The 15,260-nt window shown below is 73.7% G+C and carries 15 protein-coding genes and 1 tRNA gene; 8 read left to right on the top strand and 8 right to left on the bottom strand.

From position 1 onward, the window contains the following. The first annotated feature begins 92 nt into the window (after positions 1 to 92). Positions 93 to 1,799: a phenylacetic acid degradation protein PaaN gene (paaN, locus tag ACIP5K_RS12220; RefSeq protein ID WP_401408211.1), complete on the top strand. Its 1,707-nt coding sequence runs from the start codon at positions 93 to 95 to the stop codon at positions 1,797 to 1,799. Positions 1,800 to 1,817: 18 nt separating this feature from the next. Here paaN and ACIP5K_RS12215 read toward each other — a convergent pair whose 3' ends face one another. The 3 genes from ACIP5K_RS12215 to ACIP5K_RS12205 are packed head-to-tail and all read right to left on the bottom strand — an operon-like array spanning position 1,818 to position 4,685. Then, a complete protein-coding gene (locus ACIP5K_RS12215) occupies positions 1,818 to 2,636 on the bottom strand; it encodes a TrmH family RNA methyltransferase (protein ID WP_401408209.1) in 819 nt (272 codons plus the stop codon). A 10-nt stretch (positions 2,637 to 2,646) separates the two neighbouring features. After that, positions 2,647 to 3,885, bottom strand: a complete 1,239-nt coding sequence (locus ACIP5K_RS12210) for an HTTM domain-containing protein (RefSeq protein WP_401408207.1) — start codon at positions 3,883 to 3,885, stop codon at positions 2,647 to 2,649. Continuing rightward, entirely contained in the window at positions 3,882 to 4,685 is an 804-nt protein-coding gene (locus ACIP5K_RS12205) for a DUF5819 family protein (RefSeq protein ID WP_401408205.1), read from the bottom strand. Before ACIP5K_RS12205 ends, ACIP5K_RS12210 begins: the two co-directional genes overlap by 4 nt. A 289-nt stretch (positions 4,686 to 4,974) precedes the next feature. Between ACIP5K_RS12205 and paaA the strand changes: the two genes are divergently transcribed. From paaA to ACIP5K_RS12175, 6 genes are all read left to right on the top strand, one after another. After that, complete coding sequence (gene paaA, locus ACIP5K_RS12200; protein WP_401408203.1) at positions 4,975 to 5,991, top strand: 1,2-phenylacetyl-CoA epoxidase subunit PaaA; 1,017 nt, start codon at positions 4,975 to 4,977, stop codon at positions 5,989 to 5,991. Beyond that, positions 5,988 to 6,299, top strand: coding sequence for a 1,2-phenylacetyl-CoA epoxidase subunit PaaB (gene paaB / locus ACIP5K_RS12195; RefSeq protein WP_401408201.1), 312 nt, complete (start codon positions 5,988 to 5,990; stop codon positions 6,297 to 6,299). The genes paaA and paaB overlap by 4 nt, the downstream gene beginning before the upstream one ends. After that, the gene (gene paaC / locus ACIP5K_RS12190) at positions 6,296 to 7,036 is read left to right on the top strand and encodes a 1,2-phenylacetyl-CoA epoxidase subunit PaaC (protein WP_401408199.1); all 741 of its coding nucleotides are present in this window, start codon (positions 6,296 to 6,298) and stop codon (positions 7,034 to 7,036) included. The genes paaB and paaC overlap by 4 nt, the downstream gene beginning before the upstream one ends. Continuing rightward, a complete protein-coding gene (gene paaD / locus ACIP5K_RS12185) occupies positions 7,030 to 7,584 on the top strand; it encodes a 1,2-phenylacetyl-CoA epoxidase subunit PaaD (protein ID WP_401408197.1) in 555 nt (184 codons plus the stop codon). The genes paaC and paaD overlap by 7 nt, the downstream gene beginning before the upstream one ends. Further along, positions 7,584 to 8,681, top strand: coding sequence for a 2Fe-2S iron-sulfur cluster-binding protein (locus ACIP5K_RS12180; protein ID WP_401408195.1), 1,098 nt, complete (start codon positions 7,584 to 7,586; stop codon positions 8,679 to 8,681). The genes paaD and ACIP5K_RS12180 overlap by 1 nt, the downstream gene beginning before the upstream one ends. Positions 8,682 to 8,850: 169 nt before the next feature. After that, positions 8,851 to 10,014, top strand: a complete 1,164-nt coding sequence (locus ACIP5K_RS12175; protein ID WP_401408193.1) for an acyl-CoA dehydrogenase family protein — start codon at positions 8,851 to 8,853, stop codon at positions 10,012 to 10,014. Between the two features lie 78 nt (positions 10,015 to 10,092). Here the strand turns inward: ACIP5K_RS12175 and ACIP5K_RS12170 are convergent, their stop codons facing one another. The 4 genes from ACIP5K_RS12170 to ACIP5K_RS12155 form a co-directional block, all read right to left on the bottom strand. Beyond that, entirely contained in the window at positions 10,093 to 10,440 is a 348-nt protein-coding gene (locus ACIP5K_RS12170; RefSeq protein ID WP_401408191.1) for a rhodanese-like domain-containing protein, read from the bottom strand. Between the two features lie 31 nt (positions 10,441 to 10,471). Then, the gene (locus ACIP5K_RS12165) at positions 10,472 to 11,371 is read right to left on the bottom strand and encodes a hypothetical protein (protein ID WP_401408189.1); all 900 of its coding nucleotides are present in this window, start codon (positions 11,369 to 11,371) and stop codon (positions 10,472 to 10,474) included. Between the two features lie 285 nt (positions 11,372 to 11,656). Then, positions 11,657 to 13,111, bottom strand: a complete 1,455-nt coding sequence (locus ACIP5K_RS12160) for a DUF2252 domain-containing protein (protein ID WP_401408187.1) — start codon at positions 13,109 to 13,111, stop codon at positions 11,657 to 11,659. 222 nt (positions 13,112 to 13,333) lie between these two features. Further along, positions 13,334 to 13,696 carry a winged helix-turn-helix transcriptional regulator gene (locus ACIP5K_RS12155; RefSeq protein ID WP_401408984.1) on the bottom strand — a complete coding sequence of 121 codons (363 nt, stop codon included), beginning with the start codon at positions 13,694 to 13,696 and terminating at the stop codon, positions 13,334 to 13,336. 162 nt (positions 13,697 to 13,858) lie between these two features. Between ACIP5K_RS12155 and ACIP5K_RS12150 the strand changes: the two genes are divergently transcribed. Continuing rightward, positions 13,859 to 14,512: an FMN-dependent NADH-azoreductase gene (locus ACIP5K_RS12150; RefSeq protein ID WP_401408185.1), complete on the top strand. Its 654-nt coding sequence runs from the start codon at positions 13,859 to 13,861 to the stop codon at positions 14,510 to 14,512. A gap of 257 nt (positions 14,513 to 14,769) precedes the next feature. Here the strand turns inward: ACIP5K_RS12150 and ACIP5K_RS12145 are convergent. Beyond that, positions 14,770 to 14,853: transfer RNA gene (locus tag ACIP5K_RS12145), tRNA-Leu, on the bottom strand. Positions 14,854 to 15,260: the final 407 nt, after the last annotated feature.

The raw sequence follows: 15,260 nt of genomic DNA, 5'->3' as shown, positions 1-15,260 counted from the left end.
TGCCGGGTGCCGTCGCCCAGCCCCGCACCGCCCGGTCCCACCCAGCCCGCCGGCCCGACGACGAGCCGGCACCGAGGAGGAGTTGGTCCGCCATGGCCGCCGCCGAACGCACCGCGCACGACCTGATCGCCCAGCACCGGCCCACCCTCGACCAGGCGCTGGAGACCCTCCGCACCCGCGCGTACTGGTCCCCCCACCCCGAGCACCCGAAGGCCTACGGGGCGGGCGGGGAGAGCGGCAGCCTGAGCATGGCCGAGGGCAAGGCCGCCTTCGACGCCCTGCTGGGCACCCGCCTCGACCTCGGCCAGCCCGGCACGGACGACTTCGTCGGCGAGGAGGTCTCGCCGTACGGCATCGCGTTGGGCCTCACGTATCCGCACGCGGACGCGGACGTGCTGCTGCCCGCCATGCGCGCGGGCCTGCGCGCGTGGCGGAAGGCGGGCGCCGAGCTGCGGGCCGTGGTGTGCCTGGAGATCCTGGCCCGGATCAGCGCCCGCACGCACGAGTTCGCGCACGCGGTCATGCACACCAGCGGCCAGGCGTTCATGATGGCGTTCCAGGCGGGCGGCCCGCACGCGCAGGACCGCGGCCTGGAAGCGGTGGCGTACGCGTACGCGGAGCAGGCGCGCACCCCGGACACGGCGCAGTGGTCCAAGCCCCAGGGCAAGCGCGACCCGCTGCTGATGACCAAGGAGTTCACCCCGGTCGGGCGCGGAGTCGCGCTCCTGATCGGCTGCAACACCTTCCCGACGTGGAACGGCTACCCGGGCCTGTTCGCCTCCCTCGCCACCGGCAACGCGGTCCTGGTGAAGCCCCACCCGCGCGCGGTGCTGCCGCTCGCGCTCACCGTCCAGGCGGCCCGCGAGGTGCTCACCGAGGCGGGCTTCGACCCGAACCTGGTGGCGCTCACGGCCGAGCGGCCCGGCGAGGGCGTCGCGAAGACCCTCGCCGTGCGCCCCGAGATCAGGATCATCGACTACACGGGCTCGACGGCCTTCGGCGACTGGCTGGAGACCCACGCCCGCCAGGCGCAGGTGTACACGGAGAAGGCGGGCGTCAACACGGTCGTCGTCGACAGCACCGACGACTACCGGGGCATGCTGGCGAACCTCGCGTTCTCGCTGTCCCTGTACAGCGGCCAGATGTGCACCACTCCGCAGAATCTGCTGGTGCCGCGCGACGGCATCACCACCGACGCGGGCCCCAAGTCGTACGACGAGGTGGTCGCGGACCTCGCGGCGGCGGTCGACGGCCTGCTCGGCGACGACGCGCGGGCGAACGGGCTGCTGGGCGCGCTGGTGAACCCCGACGTGAAGGCCCGCCTGGAGGCGGCGGCCGGGCTCGGCGAGGTCGCGCTGCCCTCCCGGGAGATCACGCACCCGGAGTTCCCCGACGCCGTGGTGCGCACCCCGGTGATCGTGAAGCTCGACGGCGCCAAGCCGGACGCCGAGGCGGTCTGGCTGAGCGAGTGCTTCGGCCCGGTCTCCTTCGCGGTCGCCGTCGACTCCACCGCGCAGGCGCTGGAGCTGCTGCGGCGCACGGTGCGCGAGAAGGGCGCCATGACCGTCGGCGCCTACACGACCTCCGACGACGTGGCCGGGGACGTCGAGGAGGTCTGCCTGGAGGAGTGCGCCCAGCTCTCGCTCAACCTGACGGGCGGGGTGTACGTGAACCAGACGGCGGCGTTCTCCGACTTCCACGGCTCGGGCGGCAACCCGGCGGCGAACGCGGCCCTGTGCGACGGCGCCTTCGTGGCGAACCGCTTCCGGGTGGTGGAGGTCCGCCGCGACGGCGTCTAGAAGCCCGGCCCCGGGCCGCTACGGCCGCCCGGGGGCCCGCGTGCTGTGCGCGCTCCAGTGGAAGAGGGTCATGCCGACGCTGGTGGCCAGGTTGTAGCTGGAGACCTGGGGCCGCATCGGCAGCGACACCAGGTGGTCGGCCCGCGCGCGCAGCGCCCCGGACAGGCCGCTGCGCTCGGACCCGAAGGCGAGCAGCGCGTCGTCGGGCAGGGTCAGGCCGCGGATGTCGGCGCCCTCGGGGTCGAGCGCGTACAGCGGCCCGGCGGGCAGTTCGTCGACCGCCAGCCGCTCCACCGCGGTCGCGAAGTGCAGCCCGGCCCCGCCCCGTACGACGGTGGGGTGCCAGGGGTCGAGGCTGCCGGTCGTGACGACGCCGGTCGCCCCGTACCCGGCGGCCAGGCGGATGACGGCGCCCGCGTTGCCGAGGTTGCGCGGCTCGTCGAGGACGATCACCGGCGTGGTGCGGCCCGTGCGGCCGATGGCGGCCAGGTTCCCGGCGCGCTCCGGGCGGCCGGCGAGCGCGGCCACCCCGGTCGGGTGCAGCCGCGGCACGAGGGAGCGCAGCACGTCGCCCGGCACCTCCACGAGCCGCGCGGCCAGCTCCCGCGCGACGTCGGGCGCGAGATCGTCGGCCAGGGCGCGGGCCGCCGCCTTGTCGACGGCGAGCGCGACGGGCACGTCGGCGCCGAAGCGCAGGGCGTGCTTGAGGGCGTGGAAGCCGTCGAGGAGCACGGCGGCGTCGGCGGCGCGCCGCCAGGCCCGTACGGCCCGGCCGGCGTCGTCCGCGCCCTCGTGGGGTCCGCCGTGTGCGCCGTCCGCCGTGCTCGTCCCGCTCATGGCAGGAAGCCTACGTGCGCACCGCCGCCGGCTCGACGTCGTCCGCCGGGCGCTGCTCCGGCACCGGGGCGTCCCCGTCCGCGCGGGCGCCCCGCACCCGCTCACGCGCGCGTGCCGCCCGCCCGCCGATCCACCGCAGGAACGAGGTCGGCAGGAACACCGCGTCGGCGGCGATCATCGCGAGCGAGAAGAACGGCAGCCCCAGCACGACGGCGATGAACAGATGCTCCGTGATCATGGCCACCAGCAGCACGTTCTTGACCCTGCGGTTGAACACGGTGAACGGGAAGGCGACCTGGACGGCGACCGTCCCGTACGTCACGAGCATCACCATCGGGCCGAACGCGCTGAGCAGGTCGCCCAGGGCGGGCCACGGGGAGAAGTAGTCCAGGTGGAGCGGGTAGTAGACGGCGGTGCCGTCCTGCCAGCGGCCGCCCTGGATCTTGTACCAGCCGGCCGTCGCGTAGATCAGGCACGCCTCGACCATGATGATCAGCAGGGCCGCGTTGTGGGTGACGTTGGCGACGACGTCGTACATCCGGCGCGCGCCGCCCCGCGGATGCCGGTGGCCGGCGAACCACCACATGCCGTGGACGAGCCACAGCCCCCAGAACAGGATCAGCCAGTCCAGGTGCAGCTTCCCCAGGAACGTGAGCGCCGAGAGCGCGAGCCCGATCGCCCACCACAGGACGGGCCCGGTCCGGTCGACGCCCGGGGCGCCCTCACGCGCGCGTGCCGCGCGGCGCGCGTCGAGCGACCACACCTGCCCGCACCGGGTGAACACCAGGTAGATCGACATGAGGTGGATGACGTTGTCGCCGCCGTCCCCCATGAACACGCTGCGGTTCTGGAGCGACAGCACACCGATCATGAACAGCACCGACATGGTGCGGGTGCGCCAGCCCAGGAGCAGCAGGGCGGCGGCGAGGATCGCGGCGACGTAGACGCACTCGAACCACACCTGGCCGTCCGACCACATCAGCGCGGTGAGCGCGTCGTTGTTCGAGATCAGCTGCTGCGCCATGCCCCAGCTCCACGGGGCGTCCGGGCCGTACATCTCCCGCCGGTGCGGGAACTCGCGCAGCAGGAACAGCAGCCAGGTCGCCGAGAAGCCGATGCGGACCACGGCGCTCTGGTAGGGGCCGAGCGCCGAGGCGGTGACCCGCTCGATCCCGGCGCGCAGCGCCTCGGTGACGCGCTGTCCCGGGCTCGTGCGCCGTGCTGCCGCCTCGTGCTGGAAGCCGCTCATCGGGCACCGTCCGTGGGGTCCTGCGCGCGTACGTGCGCGCCGCTGTCGAGGGGCGCGTCGCGCGAGGTCACCTTCCACCAGGAGAGCACCCGGTAGACCGGCTTCTGGTTCACCTTCTCGTCACTCCACTTCGGGGGCGCGATCGTGACCGACCGGGACCTGATCTGGACGCGCTCGATCACGCCGTCCCGGCCGGCGACTCCCAGCCGGTCGAACCGCAGCACGAGGATGCGGCGCAGGTACTGCTCGGAGAGCATGCCCCGCAGGCTGGTCGACCGGTTCTGCGCGTCGTGCGAGCCGAGGTAGACGTCCCAGGCGCGGCGCAGTTCGTTCTGCGTGGTGTGGCTGGGCAGCAGGTTGCCCCTGATGGCGGCGCCGTCCTGCGCCGACAGGTCGTACCAGTCGGTCGTGCGGGCGGTCCCGGTCGCGTCGCGGACCTCGGCGCGGGCCTGGACGGCGATGTTCTGCTGCAACGGATTGGGGGCGAACAGCTTCCAGTTCTGCTCGAACTCGGGGTAGACCCACCTGTCCACCGCCTCGCCGTGCCGCTTGGACATCGTGTTCGACGGAGCGACGTGCAGGAACACCATCAGGACGTGGACGCACGCGACGACGGCGATGCCCGCGAGGGCCAGCGAGGCGGCCACCCGGTAGGCCGGGGGGAGAGCGGCGAGGCCCTGGCGCCCGGTCTGCGGCGCCGACGCGTCCCGCGCCCCGCCGGGCGCGTCGTCGGGCGCTCCGCCGGGCGGCTCCGGTGCGGGCCGGCCGGCCTCGCCCGCAGCGCCTGCTTCCGTCTTCATCACTGTTCCCCGATCCCCGTCCCGGTCCCGTCGTCGCCCGGCCCGTCCACCGCCGCGCCGGCCGCGCGCCGTCGACCCGCTGGTGCGGCGCACCGGCACGGTACTGGGGAGCGGCCCCGAAGCACAGGCGGCCGAGGTTATCCACAGGCCGGGTCATTCAGGGTTGACACCTTACGGCGCCGGGTCCCACCATTGAATCCGACGAACCGAACGATCGGTCGGGAGTGGTGGAAGGCCCGACGGCGGCGGACCGGATCGTCATCGACAGCCGAGTTCGAGGGGACCGGGAATGGCGACAGCAACCCCGCACCACGTGGAGAGCGCGGACCACGCCGACGACACCGCGGCGTTCCGAGCGGTGTTCGACGCGGCGGTGGCGGCGGACGAGCGCATCGAGCCCCGCGACTGGATGCCCGACGCCTACCGGGCCACGCTCGTACGGCAGATCGCGCAGCACGCGCACTCCGAGATCATCGGCATGCAGCCGGAGGCCAACTGGATCACGCGCGCACCGTCCCTGCGCCGCAAGGCGATCCTGATGGCGAAGGTGCAGGACGAGGCGGGCCACGGCCTGTACCTCTACAGCGCGGCGGAGACCCTGGGCACCAGCCGCGACGAGCTGCTCGACAAGCTGCACAGCGGCCGCCAGAAGTATTCGTCGATCTTCAACTACCCGACGCTGACCTGGGCCGACGTCGGCGCGATCGGCTGGCTGGTGGACGGCGCGGCGATCACGAACCAGGTACCGCTGTGCCGCTGCTCGTACGGTCCGTACGCGCGCGCGATGGTCCGCGTCTGCAAGGAGGAGTCCTTCCACCAGCGCCAGGGGTTCGAGCTGCTGCTCGCCCTCAGCCGGGGCACCGAGGCCCAGCACGCGATGGCGCAGGACGCGGTGGACCGCTGGTGGTGGCCGTCCCTGATGATGTTCGGCCCGCCGGACGACGAGTCGGCGCACTCGGCGCAGTCGATGGAGTGGAAGATCAAGCGCCACTCGAACGACGAGCTGCGCCAGCGCTTCGTCGACATCTGCGTCCCCCAGGCCGCCTCCCTCGGCCTGACCCTCCCCGACCCGGACCTCGTGTGGAACGAGGAGCGGGGACAGCACGACTTCGGCGCGATCGACTGGTCGGAGTTCAAGGAGATCCTCAAGGGCAACGGCCCGTGCAACGAACAGCGGATCACCCAGCGCAGGCGCGCCCACGACGAGGGCGCCTGGGTGCGCGAGGCCGCCGCGGCCCACGCGGCCCGGCACGCCACGACCGACCCCGCACCCGGCGGTTCGACACGAGAAGGCAGGGCGGCATGAGCGAGACCCCGAAGGCGCCCGGCGGCGCCGGCGAGTGGCCCCTGTGGGAGGTCTTCGTCCGCTCCCGCCGCGGCCTCGCCCACACCCACGCCGGCAGCCTGCACGCCCCGGACGCGGAGCTGGCCCTGCGCAACGCGCGGGACCTGTACACGCGCCGCGGCGAGGGCGTCTCCCTGTGGGTCGTCCCGTCCGCGGCGATCACGGCCTCCTCTCCCGACGAGAAGGACCCGTTCTTCGAGCCGTCCGCCGACAAGCCCTACCGGCACCCGACGTTCTACGAGATCCCGGAAGGGGTGAAGCACCTGTGACGCACCGGACGACCCCGACCCGGCAGGCCGACGGCACGGCCGCCGCCCTGGCCCTCGGCGACGACGCCCTGGTGCTCTCGCACCGCCTGGGGGAGTGGGCGGGCCACGCCCCGGTCCTGGAGGAGGAGCTGGCGCTGGCGAACATCGCGCTGGACCTGCTCGGCCAGGCCCGCGTCCTGCTGAGCACGGCCGGCGACGAGGACGAGCTGGCGTACCTGCGCGAGGAGCGCGAGTTCCGCAATCTCCAGCTGGTCGAGCAGCCGAACGGCGACTTCGCCCACACCATCGCCCGCCAGCTGTTCTTCTCCACGTACCAGCACCTTCTGTACGGTCGGCTGGCCGCCGGCGACGGCGAGTTCGCCCCCCTGGCAGCCAAGGCCGTCAAGGAGGTGGCCTACCACCAGGACCACGCCCGGCAGTGGACCCTCCGCCTCGGCGACGGCACCCCGGAGAGCCACGCGCGGATGCGGCGCGCGGTGGACGCGCTCTGGCGCTTCACCGGCGAGATGTTCCAGCCGCTGCCCGGCGTGGAGATCGACTGGGCGGAGCTGCGCACCGCCTGGACGGCGACCGTCACGGACGTCCTGCGGGAGGCGACGCTCACCGTCCCGCAGGGCCCGCAGAGCGGCGGCTGGCAGGCGGGGGCGGGCCGGCAGGGCCTGCACACCGAGTCGTTCGGCCGGATGCTCGCCGAGATGCAGCACCTGCACCGCAGCCACCCGGGAGCGACATGGTGACCGCGCCCCCCACCCCGCTGGAGACCGAACTGCTGCACGTGGCGGGCTCGGTGCCCGACCCCGAACTGCCGGTGCTGACCCTGGAGGAGCTGGGCGTCCTGCGGGCCGTGCACAGCCTCGGGCCGGGCCGCGTCGAGGTCGAGCTGAGCCCCACGTACACGGGATGTCCCGCGATCGAGGCCATGTCGGCGGACATCGAGCGGGCCCTGCACGAGCACGGCGTGCCCGAGGTCACCGTCCGCCCCGTCCTCTCCCCGGCCTGGTCCACGGACGACATCAGCGCCGAAGGCCGCCGCAAGCTGCGCGAGTTCGGGATCGCACCGCCGCGCCCCACCCGCGACCCCGCCGGCCCGGTCCCCGTCCCGCTCGGGCCCACCCGGCACGGCACGGCGCCCGCCGCCGCGCCCGCCGCCTGGGACCCGGTGGCCTGCCCGCACTGCGGCTCGACCGCGACCGAACTGCTCAGCCGCTTCTCCTCCACCGCGTGCAAGGCGCTGCGCCGCTGCCTCGACTGCCGTGAACCCTTCGACCACTTCAAGGAGCTGTGATGGCAGCACCCGCGCGGGCCCGCTTCCACCGGCTCCGGGTCACGGCGGTCGACCGGCTCACCGACGACTCCGTGGCGCTGACCCTCGCCGTCCCCGGCCCGCTGCGCGAGCAGTACCGGCACGCCCCGGGCCAGCACCTCGCACTGCGCCGCACCGTGGACGGCACGGAGGTCCGCCGCACGTACTCGATCTGCTCGGCGGCGCCCGCCGACGGCGCCCCGCGCACCCTGCGGGTCGGCGTGCGCCTGGTCGACGGCGGCGCGTTCTCCACGTTCGCCCACAAGGAGATCGCCGTGGGGGACGAGCTGGAGGTGATGACCCCGGCCGGCCGCTTCACCCTCGACCCGGCGCCCGGGCACTTCGCGGCGGTGGTCGGCGGCAGCGGGATCACCCCGGTGCTCTCCATCGCCACGACGCTGCTGGAGCGGACGCCGGACGCCCGTTTCTGCCTGATCCGCAGCGACCGCACCACGGCGTCGACGATGTTCCTGGAGGAGGTGGCGTACCTGAAGGACCGCTACCCCGACCGGTTCCAGCTGGTCACCGTCCTCTCCCGGGAGGAGCGGCAGGCCGGCCCGGTCTCCGGGCGGCTCGGCCGGGAGCGGCTGACGGCGCTGCTGCCCGCCCTGCTGCCGGTGGAGCGGATCGCGGGCTGGTTCCTGTGCGGCCCCTACGGCCTGGTGCAGGGCGCCGAGCGGGCCCTGCGCGATCTCGGCGTCGGCCGGAGCCGGATCCACGAGGAGATCTTCCACGTGGACGACGGCCCGGCCACCGACCGCACCGCACCGGCCGCCGCGAGCGGCCCGGTGACCGCCCCCGCGCACAGCACCGTCACCGCGCAGCTCGACGGACGGTCCGGCAGCTGGCCGGTACAGGACGGCGAATCGCTCCTGGAAGCGGTGCTGCGCAACCGGGCGGACGCGCCCTACGCCTGCAAGGGCGGCGTCTGCGGCACCTGCCGCGCCTTCCTCGTCACGGGTTCGGTGCGCATGGACCGCAATTTCGCCCTGGAGCCGGAGGAGACCGAAGCGGGATACGTCCTGGCCTGCCAGTCCCGTCCGACCACGGAGCGGGTGGAGCTGGACTTCGACCGCTGACCCCGCCCCCGGCCCACCCGGCCGCGCCTCCACCCGGTTCCCCCGCCCGGTTCCCTCGCACTGCTCCCTCTCCCTGCCCCCTCGCGCTGTTCCCTTCTCGTAGAACCTGTTCTATCTTGACGCTCCGTCAGATCCCGCTGGGAGTCGCGCAGGAACGGGAGGACAGCCGGTGGACTTCACCTTCTCCGAGGAGCAACAGGCGGCCGTCGAGGCGGCGCGGGCGGTGTTCGCACCGGTCGCGCCCGACAGCGTGCCCAGCCCCTCGCTCACCTCCGGGGCCGTCGCCGAGGACTTCGACCGCGCGCTGTGGTCCAAGGCCGCCGACGCCGACCTGCTGAGCCTGCTCCTCACGCCCGAGCACGGCGGGGCCGGACTGGACGCCATCGCGCTCTGCCTGGTGCTGCGCGAGTCCGCGAAGGTCCTCGCCCGCATCCCGCTCCTGGAGCACAGCGCGGCGGCGACGACCGTGGAGGTGTACGGCGGCGCGGAGTTGAAGCGGGAGATCCTTCCCGGCGCGGCGGACGGCGGCCTCGCCCTGACCGTCGCCGCGGCCGGCCGCAGCGGGCACGACCCGGCCGAGCTGGCGGTGACCGCCCGCCAGGAAGGCGCGGCGGGCGCGGGCGGCTGGGTCCTGGACGGGGTGCAGACGGCGGTGCCGTGGGCCTGGGGCGCCGACCGGATCCTGGTCCCCGCGCACACCGGCGACGGCGGCACGGTCCTCGCGGTGCTGCCCGGCCCGGCCCGGGGTGCGGAACCGACGGCGGGGCTCACGTTCACCGAGCAGATCTCGACGACCGGCGAGCGCCTGGCCGAACTGCGCCTGGACGGGGTGCGCCTGGACGACCGGCACCTGATCACGGACACGGCGGCCTGGCCCCGGCTGCACGATCTGCTCGTCACCGGCACCTGCGCGCTCGCACTCGGCCTCGGCGAGGGCGTGCTGAGGATGACCAGCGACTACGCGGGCAAGCGCGAGCAGTTCGGCCATCCGATCGCCACGTTCCAGGCGGTCGCCGTGCAGGCCGCCGACCGCTACATCGACCTGCGCGCCATGGAGGTCACCCTGTGGCAGGCCGCCTGGCGCCTGAGCACCGGGGCGGGCGGCGCGCTGCCGGTCGCCGGTGATGTCGCGGTCGCCAAGAGCTGGGCGTCCGACGGGGTGCGGCGCGTCGTGCAGACCGCGCAACACCTGCACGGCGGCTTCGGCGCCGACACCGACTACCCGCTGCACCGCTATCACGCCTGGGCCAAGCACCTGGAGCTCTCGCTCGGCCCGGCCGCCGCCCATGAAGAGGCCCTCGGCGACCTGCTCGCCGCCCATCCACTGGGCTGACGACCCGCCGCCGGTCCGACCGGCGGTCACACCGGCGGCCCCGAAACCGGCTCGGGGCCCCGCTCCGGGCCGCCCGGATCAGACGACGGAGCCCGGCTGTCCCTGGTCGTCCACGACGGGCCGGCCGGCCGCCTCCCACGCCTGCATGCCGCCCGCGACGTTCACCGCGTCGATGCCCTGCTGCACCAGATAGGCCGTCACCTGGGCGGAACGCCCGCCGACCCGGCACAGGACGTTGACCCGGCCGTCCTGCGGGGCCGCCTCGGTGAACTCGCCGAACCGCGCGACGAACTCGCTCATCGGAACGTGCAGGGCGCCCGCGGCGTGACCCGCGAGCCACTCGTCGTCCTCCCGCACGTCGAGCAGGAAGTCGCCTTCCTTGAGCTCGTCGACACCGACCGTGGGCACACCAGAACCGAAGACCATGCCCCTGACGCTACCCGACCGCCCCGCGGACTCAGCCCGCGGTGATCCGCTCCAGCTCGGCCTCCCGCTCGGCGACCTGCGCGAGCAACTGCTCGGCGATCTCGTCGAGCAGCTTGTCCGGGTCGTCCGGCGCCATCCGCAGCATCGAGCCGATCGCCCCCTCCTCCAGCTCCCGGGCCACGGCCGTCAGCAGTTCCTTGCGCTGCGCCAGCCAGTCGAGCCGGGCGTACAGCTCCTCGCTCGGCGAGGGCTCCCGCTCCGGCGGCACCGGACCGGCGGCCCACTCCTCGCCGAGCTCCCGCAGCAGCGGCGCGTCGCCCCGCGCGTACGCCGCGTTCACCCGCGAGATGAACTCGTCGCGCCGCTCCCGCTCCCGGTCGTCCTGGGCCAGGTCCGGGTGCGCCTCGCGGACCAGCTCGCGGTAGAGCTTGCGGGCCTCCTCGCTGGGCCGCACCCGCTGCGGCGGGCGCACCGGCTGGTCGGTGAGCATCGCGACGGCCTCCGGGAACAGTCCGTCCCCGTCCATCCACCCGTGGAACAGCTCCTCCACGCCGGGCATCGGCAGTACCCGCGCCCGCGCCTCGTCGGCCCTGCCGCGGTCCTCCGGGTCCCCGGTGCGGTCCGCCGTCGCCTCGGCGATCAGCGCCTCCAGCTCGTCGAGCCGGGCGTACATCGGGCCGAGCTTCTGGTGGTGCAGGCGCGAGAAGTTCTCCACCTCGACGCGGAAGGTCTCCACGGCGATCTCGAACTCGATCAGGGCCTGCTCGGCCGCGCGCACCGCCCGCTCCAGCCGCTCCTCGGGCCGCTCCCGCGTCTGCTCCCGAGCCTGCTCCCGGGACCGCTCGATCCGTTCCTTCAGCTGGTCCTTGAGCCGCTCCCGAGGCTGCTCCTCGGGCTGGCCTGCCACGTCGTCGGTCTCCGGGGTCGTCACCCGTCCAGCGTAGGGCACGGCCCACCGGGACAGGCCAGTCACCGATCACCGCCTCCCCACCCACGACGCGCCACCTCCCGAAGCGGCCCCGACACCGCCCCGGCCCTCCCGGCCGCCCCGGAGGACGACACCTCAGGCGCCCGAAACCACCCGACCCAGCCAGGCCCAGCCCCTCCGGCACCGCACCGCACCGCACCGCACCGCACCGCACCGCACCGCACCGCACCGCACCGCACCGCACCGCACCGCACCGCACCGGACCGCACCGCACCGGACCGGAAGAAGCTAGACCCCCGTCTCGGCAGCCACCCGCCCCTCCCGTACCGCCCGCACCAGCTCCCCGTGATCGGCCTCCGTGCGGTCCGCGTAGGTCACCGCGAACGACGCGACGGCCTCGTCCAGCTCCTCGTTCTTCCCGCAATACCCGGCGATCAGCCGCGGGTCCGCGCTGTGGGCGTGGGCGCGGGCGAGCAGCGCGCCGGTCATCCGCGCGTAGTCGTCCAACTGGTCGGCGGCGAGCGCGGCCGGATCGACGCTGCCCTTGCGGTTGCGGAACTGCCGCACCTGGAAGGGCCGTTCACCGACCGAGGTCCAGCCCAGCAGGGAGTCGCTGACCACCTGCATCCGCTGCTGCCCGAGCACCACGCGCCGCCCCTCGTGCGCGACGCCGTCCGTCGCGAAGCCCACCGCCGGCAGGTGCGGGAGCAGCGCCGAGGGCCGTGCCTCCTTCACCTGGAGCACCAGTGGCTCACCGCGGTGGTCCAGGAGCAGCACCACGTACGACCGGGTCCCCACGCTGCCGGTGCCGACGACGCGGAACGCCACGTCGTGGATCGCGTACCGCCCGAGCAGCGGCAGCCGGTCCTCGGAGACGGTCTCCAGGTAGGCGCCGAGCGAGGCGGCGACGGCGGCCGCCTCCTGGTCGGGTATCCGCCGCAGGACCGGCGGCGCGTCCACGAACCGCCGCCCGCCGCCCTCCACGCCGATCGTGGACTTGGCGGCGAACCGTCCGCTGGTGTTGTTCCGCGCCTTCTCCGAGACCCGCTCCAGCGTGCCGAGCAGATCGTGGGCGTCGGCGTGCGAGACGAGCTCCTCGTCCGCGATCGCGTTCCACGCGTCGAGCGCGGGCAGTCTGGCGAGCAGGCGCATGGTGCGCCGGTAGGCACCGGCCGCGTCGTGCGCCGCCTGCGCACAGGTGTCCTCGTCGGCCCCGGCCTCCCGCCCGGCGAGGACCAGCGAGGCGGCGAGCCGCTTCACGTCCCACTCCCAGGGGCCGTGCACCGTCTCGTCGAAGTCGTTCAGGTCGATGACGAGGCCGCCGCGCGCATCGCCGTACAGACCGAAGTTGCCCGCGTGGGCGTCGCCGCAGATCTGGGCGCCGGCGCCGGTCAGCGGGGTGCGCGCCAGGTCGTACGCCATCAGCCCGGCCGAGCCGCGCAGGAAGGCGAAGGGGGTCGCGGTCATCCGCCCGACCCGGATCGGGGTCAGCTCCTCGATCCTGCCACGGTTGGACTCCGCGACGGCCGTCACCGCGTCGGGCCGGTCCGCGTCCACCGTGAAGTCGGCGTGCGCGGACCGCGGGACGGCCTTGCGCAGGGCCTTGCCGGCGGCCTTGGGGGACGCCCCCTTCGCCGCCTCCGCGAAGGGCGCCGCGAACCCGGCCACCCGCGGCAGCCGCCCGACCCGCCCGGACCCCTCGCCCTGCCGCGGCAGCGCCACCACATCGCCGATCCCGCTCATACCGACCGCCTCCCCCACTCGTGCGGAACCCCGCACGCACTGCGCCGCTCGTCACATCGCCCGTCCGTCGCCGGCGAACCGGCCACGACCGTACCGCCGCGCGCACCACCCCGCCGGACCCTGTGGAAAACCCGAAGCCTGTGCACAACGGCACCACCCCCGCCCGGCCCCCGAAAGCCTCCAGCCGGCCACCCACCCATCAACGCCCCGCCCGAGAAGGCCCTACTTCCGGTACTCCTCCGGGCACGTCCCGCCCTCGGCCCCCAGATACTTCGCGGCCCAGTCCCCCAGCTCGTTCAGCGACGGCCGCAGGGCCGAGCCGGCCTCGGTCAGCCGGTAGGAGACGCGCAGCGGCGGCCCCTCGTCGACCTGGCGCACGACGAGGCCGACGGTGCCCAGCTCCGTCAGCCGGTCGGACAGCATGCGCTCGCTGATGCCGGGGATGGCCCGGCGCAGGTCGGCGAAGTGCACGGGCCGCTGCATCAGCGCGGCCACGATCAGCCCCGTCCAACGCTTGCCGAGCAGCCCGAAGACCCGGGTCATCCCGATGTCGACCGTCGAGCACGCCCCCGGCGTGTGGGTCATGGACGCCGCCGCGTCGCATGCGTCCGCCCGCTTCCTGTCCTGCTCGCTGCCCGCCATGCGTCCAGAGTACTGGTTTCTCATACGGGGGTGAGAAAAAGTAAGTACCTGTGCTATTACTAGCTACGTACTCATCTTCAGCCGATATTTTCGGGAGAACCCCCCATGGCCACCCTGCTGCACCTCGACTCCTCGGTCTTCGCCGGTCCCGCCTCGTCCTCGCGCCCCGTGACGGAGGCCTTCCGCAACGCCTGGCTCGAGCAGCACCCCGAGGGCACGGTCGTCTACCGCGACCTGGCGGTGGACCCGGTGCCCCACATCACGGCCGACAGCCACCTCGCCGGCTTCACGCCCGCGGAGGGCCACACCCCCGAGCAGGCCGCCGCCTTCGCCGAGCGCGTGCGCCTGATCGAGGAGCTGGAGAACGCGGACGCCATCCTGATCGGCGCCCCGATGTACAACTACTCGATCCCGTCGACGCTGAAGGCCTGGCTCGACAACGTGATCCTGTTCGGCCGCACCGCGGGCATCGACGCCCCGGCCGCCAAGGGCACCCCGGTCACCGTCGTCGCCAGCCGCGGCGGCTCCTACGCGCCGGGCACCCCGCGCGAGGGCATGGAGTACGTCCAGAACTTCCTGGCCGCCACCCTGCGCGACACCCTCCAGCTCGACCTGGACTTCATCGTCCCCGAGCTGACCATGGCGCCGACGAACCCGGCCATGTCCGAGCTGGTCCCCCTCTTCGAGGCCTCCCGCGAGAAGGCCCTCCAGGACGCGCAGGAGAAGGGCAAGGCCGTGGCCGCCCGCATCGCCGCCTGACCGCAGCACGCAGCACGCAGCACGCCGGGGTGACATACCCCACAGAGGCGCCCCAGGTCACGGACCTGGGGCGCCTCACGCGCGCGCACGCCCCCGCGTGCCCCCACGAACCGCCGCACGCCCCGCGCGGGACGGCCCCCGCGCGGAACGCCCCCGCCCGCGGGCACGCCCCGTCCTGTCGTGCCCCGGCCTGCCCCGCCCTGTCCGGGGCAACGCAAAAGCCCCGCAGATCCGAAGATCTGCGAGGCTTTTCGCTGTGCGCGAGGGGGGAGTTGAACCCCCACGCCCTTTCGGGCACTGGAACCTGAATCCAGCGCGTCTGCCTATTCCGCCACCCGCGCATTGGGTGTGTCCTCCGGCTCCTTGCCCTGGTGGGCGCGGCGCCTTCCGACATGCAGAAGATTAGCACGCTGCCAGGGGTGGATTCACATCCGATTCCGCAGGCATCCGACGGCCCCCCTGCGGGCACCCGATGCAGGTGGCCGACGCCCCCCATCATGGGGCGGCGGCGCCGCGGGGCCGCGCGTCGGACACAGTCCGGTAGCGGCCTTGCCGGACCCCGACCGCTCCACAGCCGCGTACGGGACACTGTCCTGAGGCCACCTCTACGATCCCTTTCACAGGGGCCGTACCGGAGGCCTCGGAGCGGTCTGTGAGCGTCGACACTCATCGACCGGGCGGACAGGGGGAACCAGCCGATTTCCCGGCGCGTGGATACGATCAGTAAGCAGTACGACGAAGCACGGCA

It is taken from the genome of Streptomyces sp. NPDC088785 (assembly GCF_044750685.1).
Taxonomy (GTDB): Bacteria; Actinomycetota; Actinomycetes; order Streptomycetales; family Streptomycetaceae; genus Streptomyces.
This window is presented reverse-complemented; position numbering and strand designations above follow the sequence as displayed.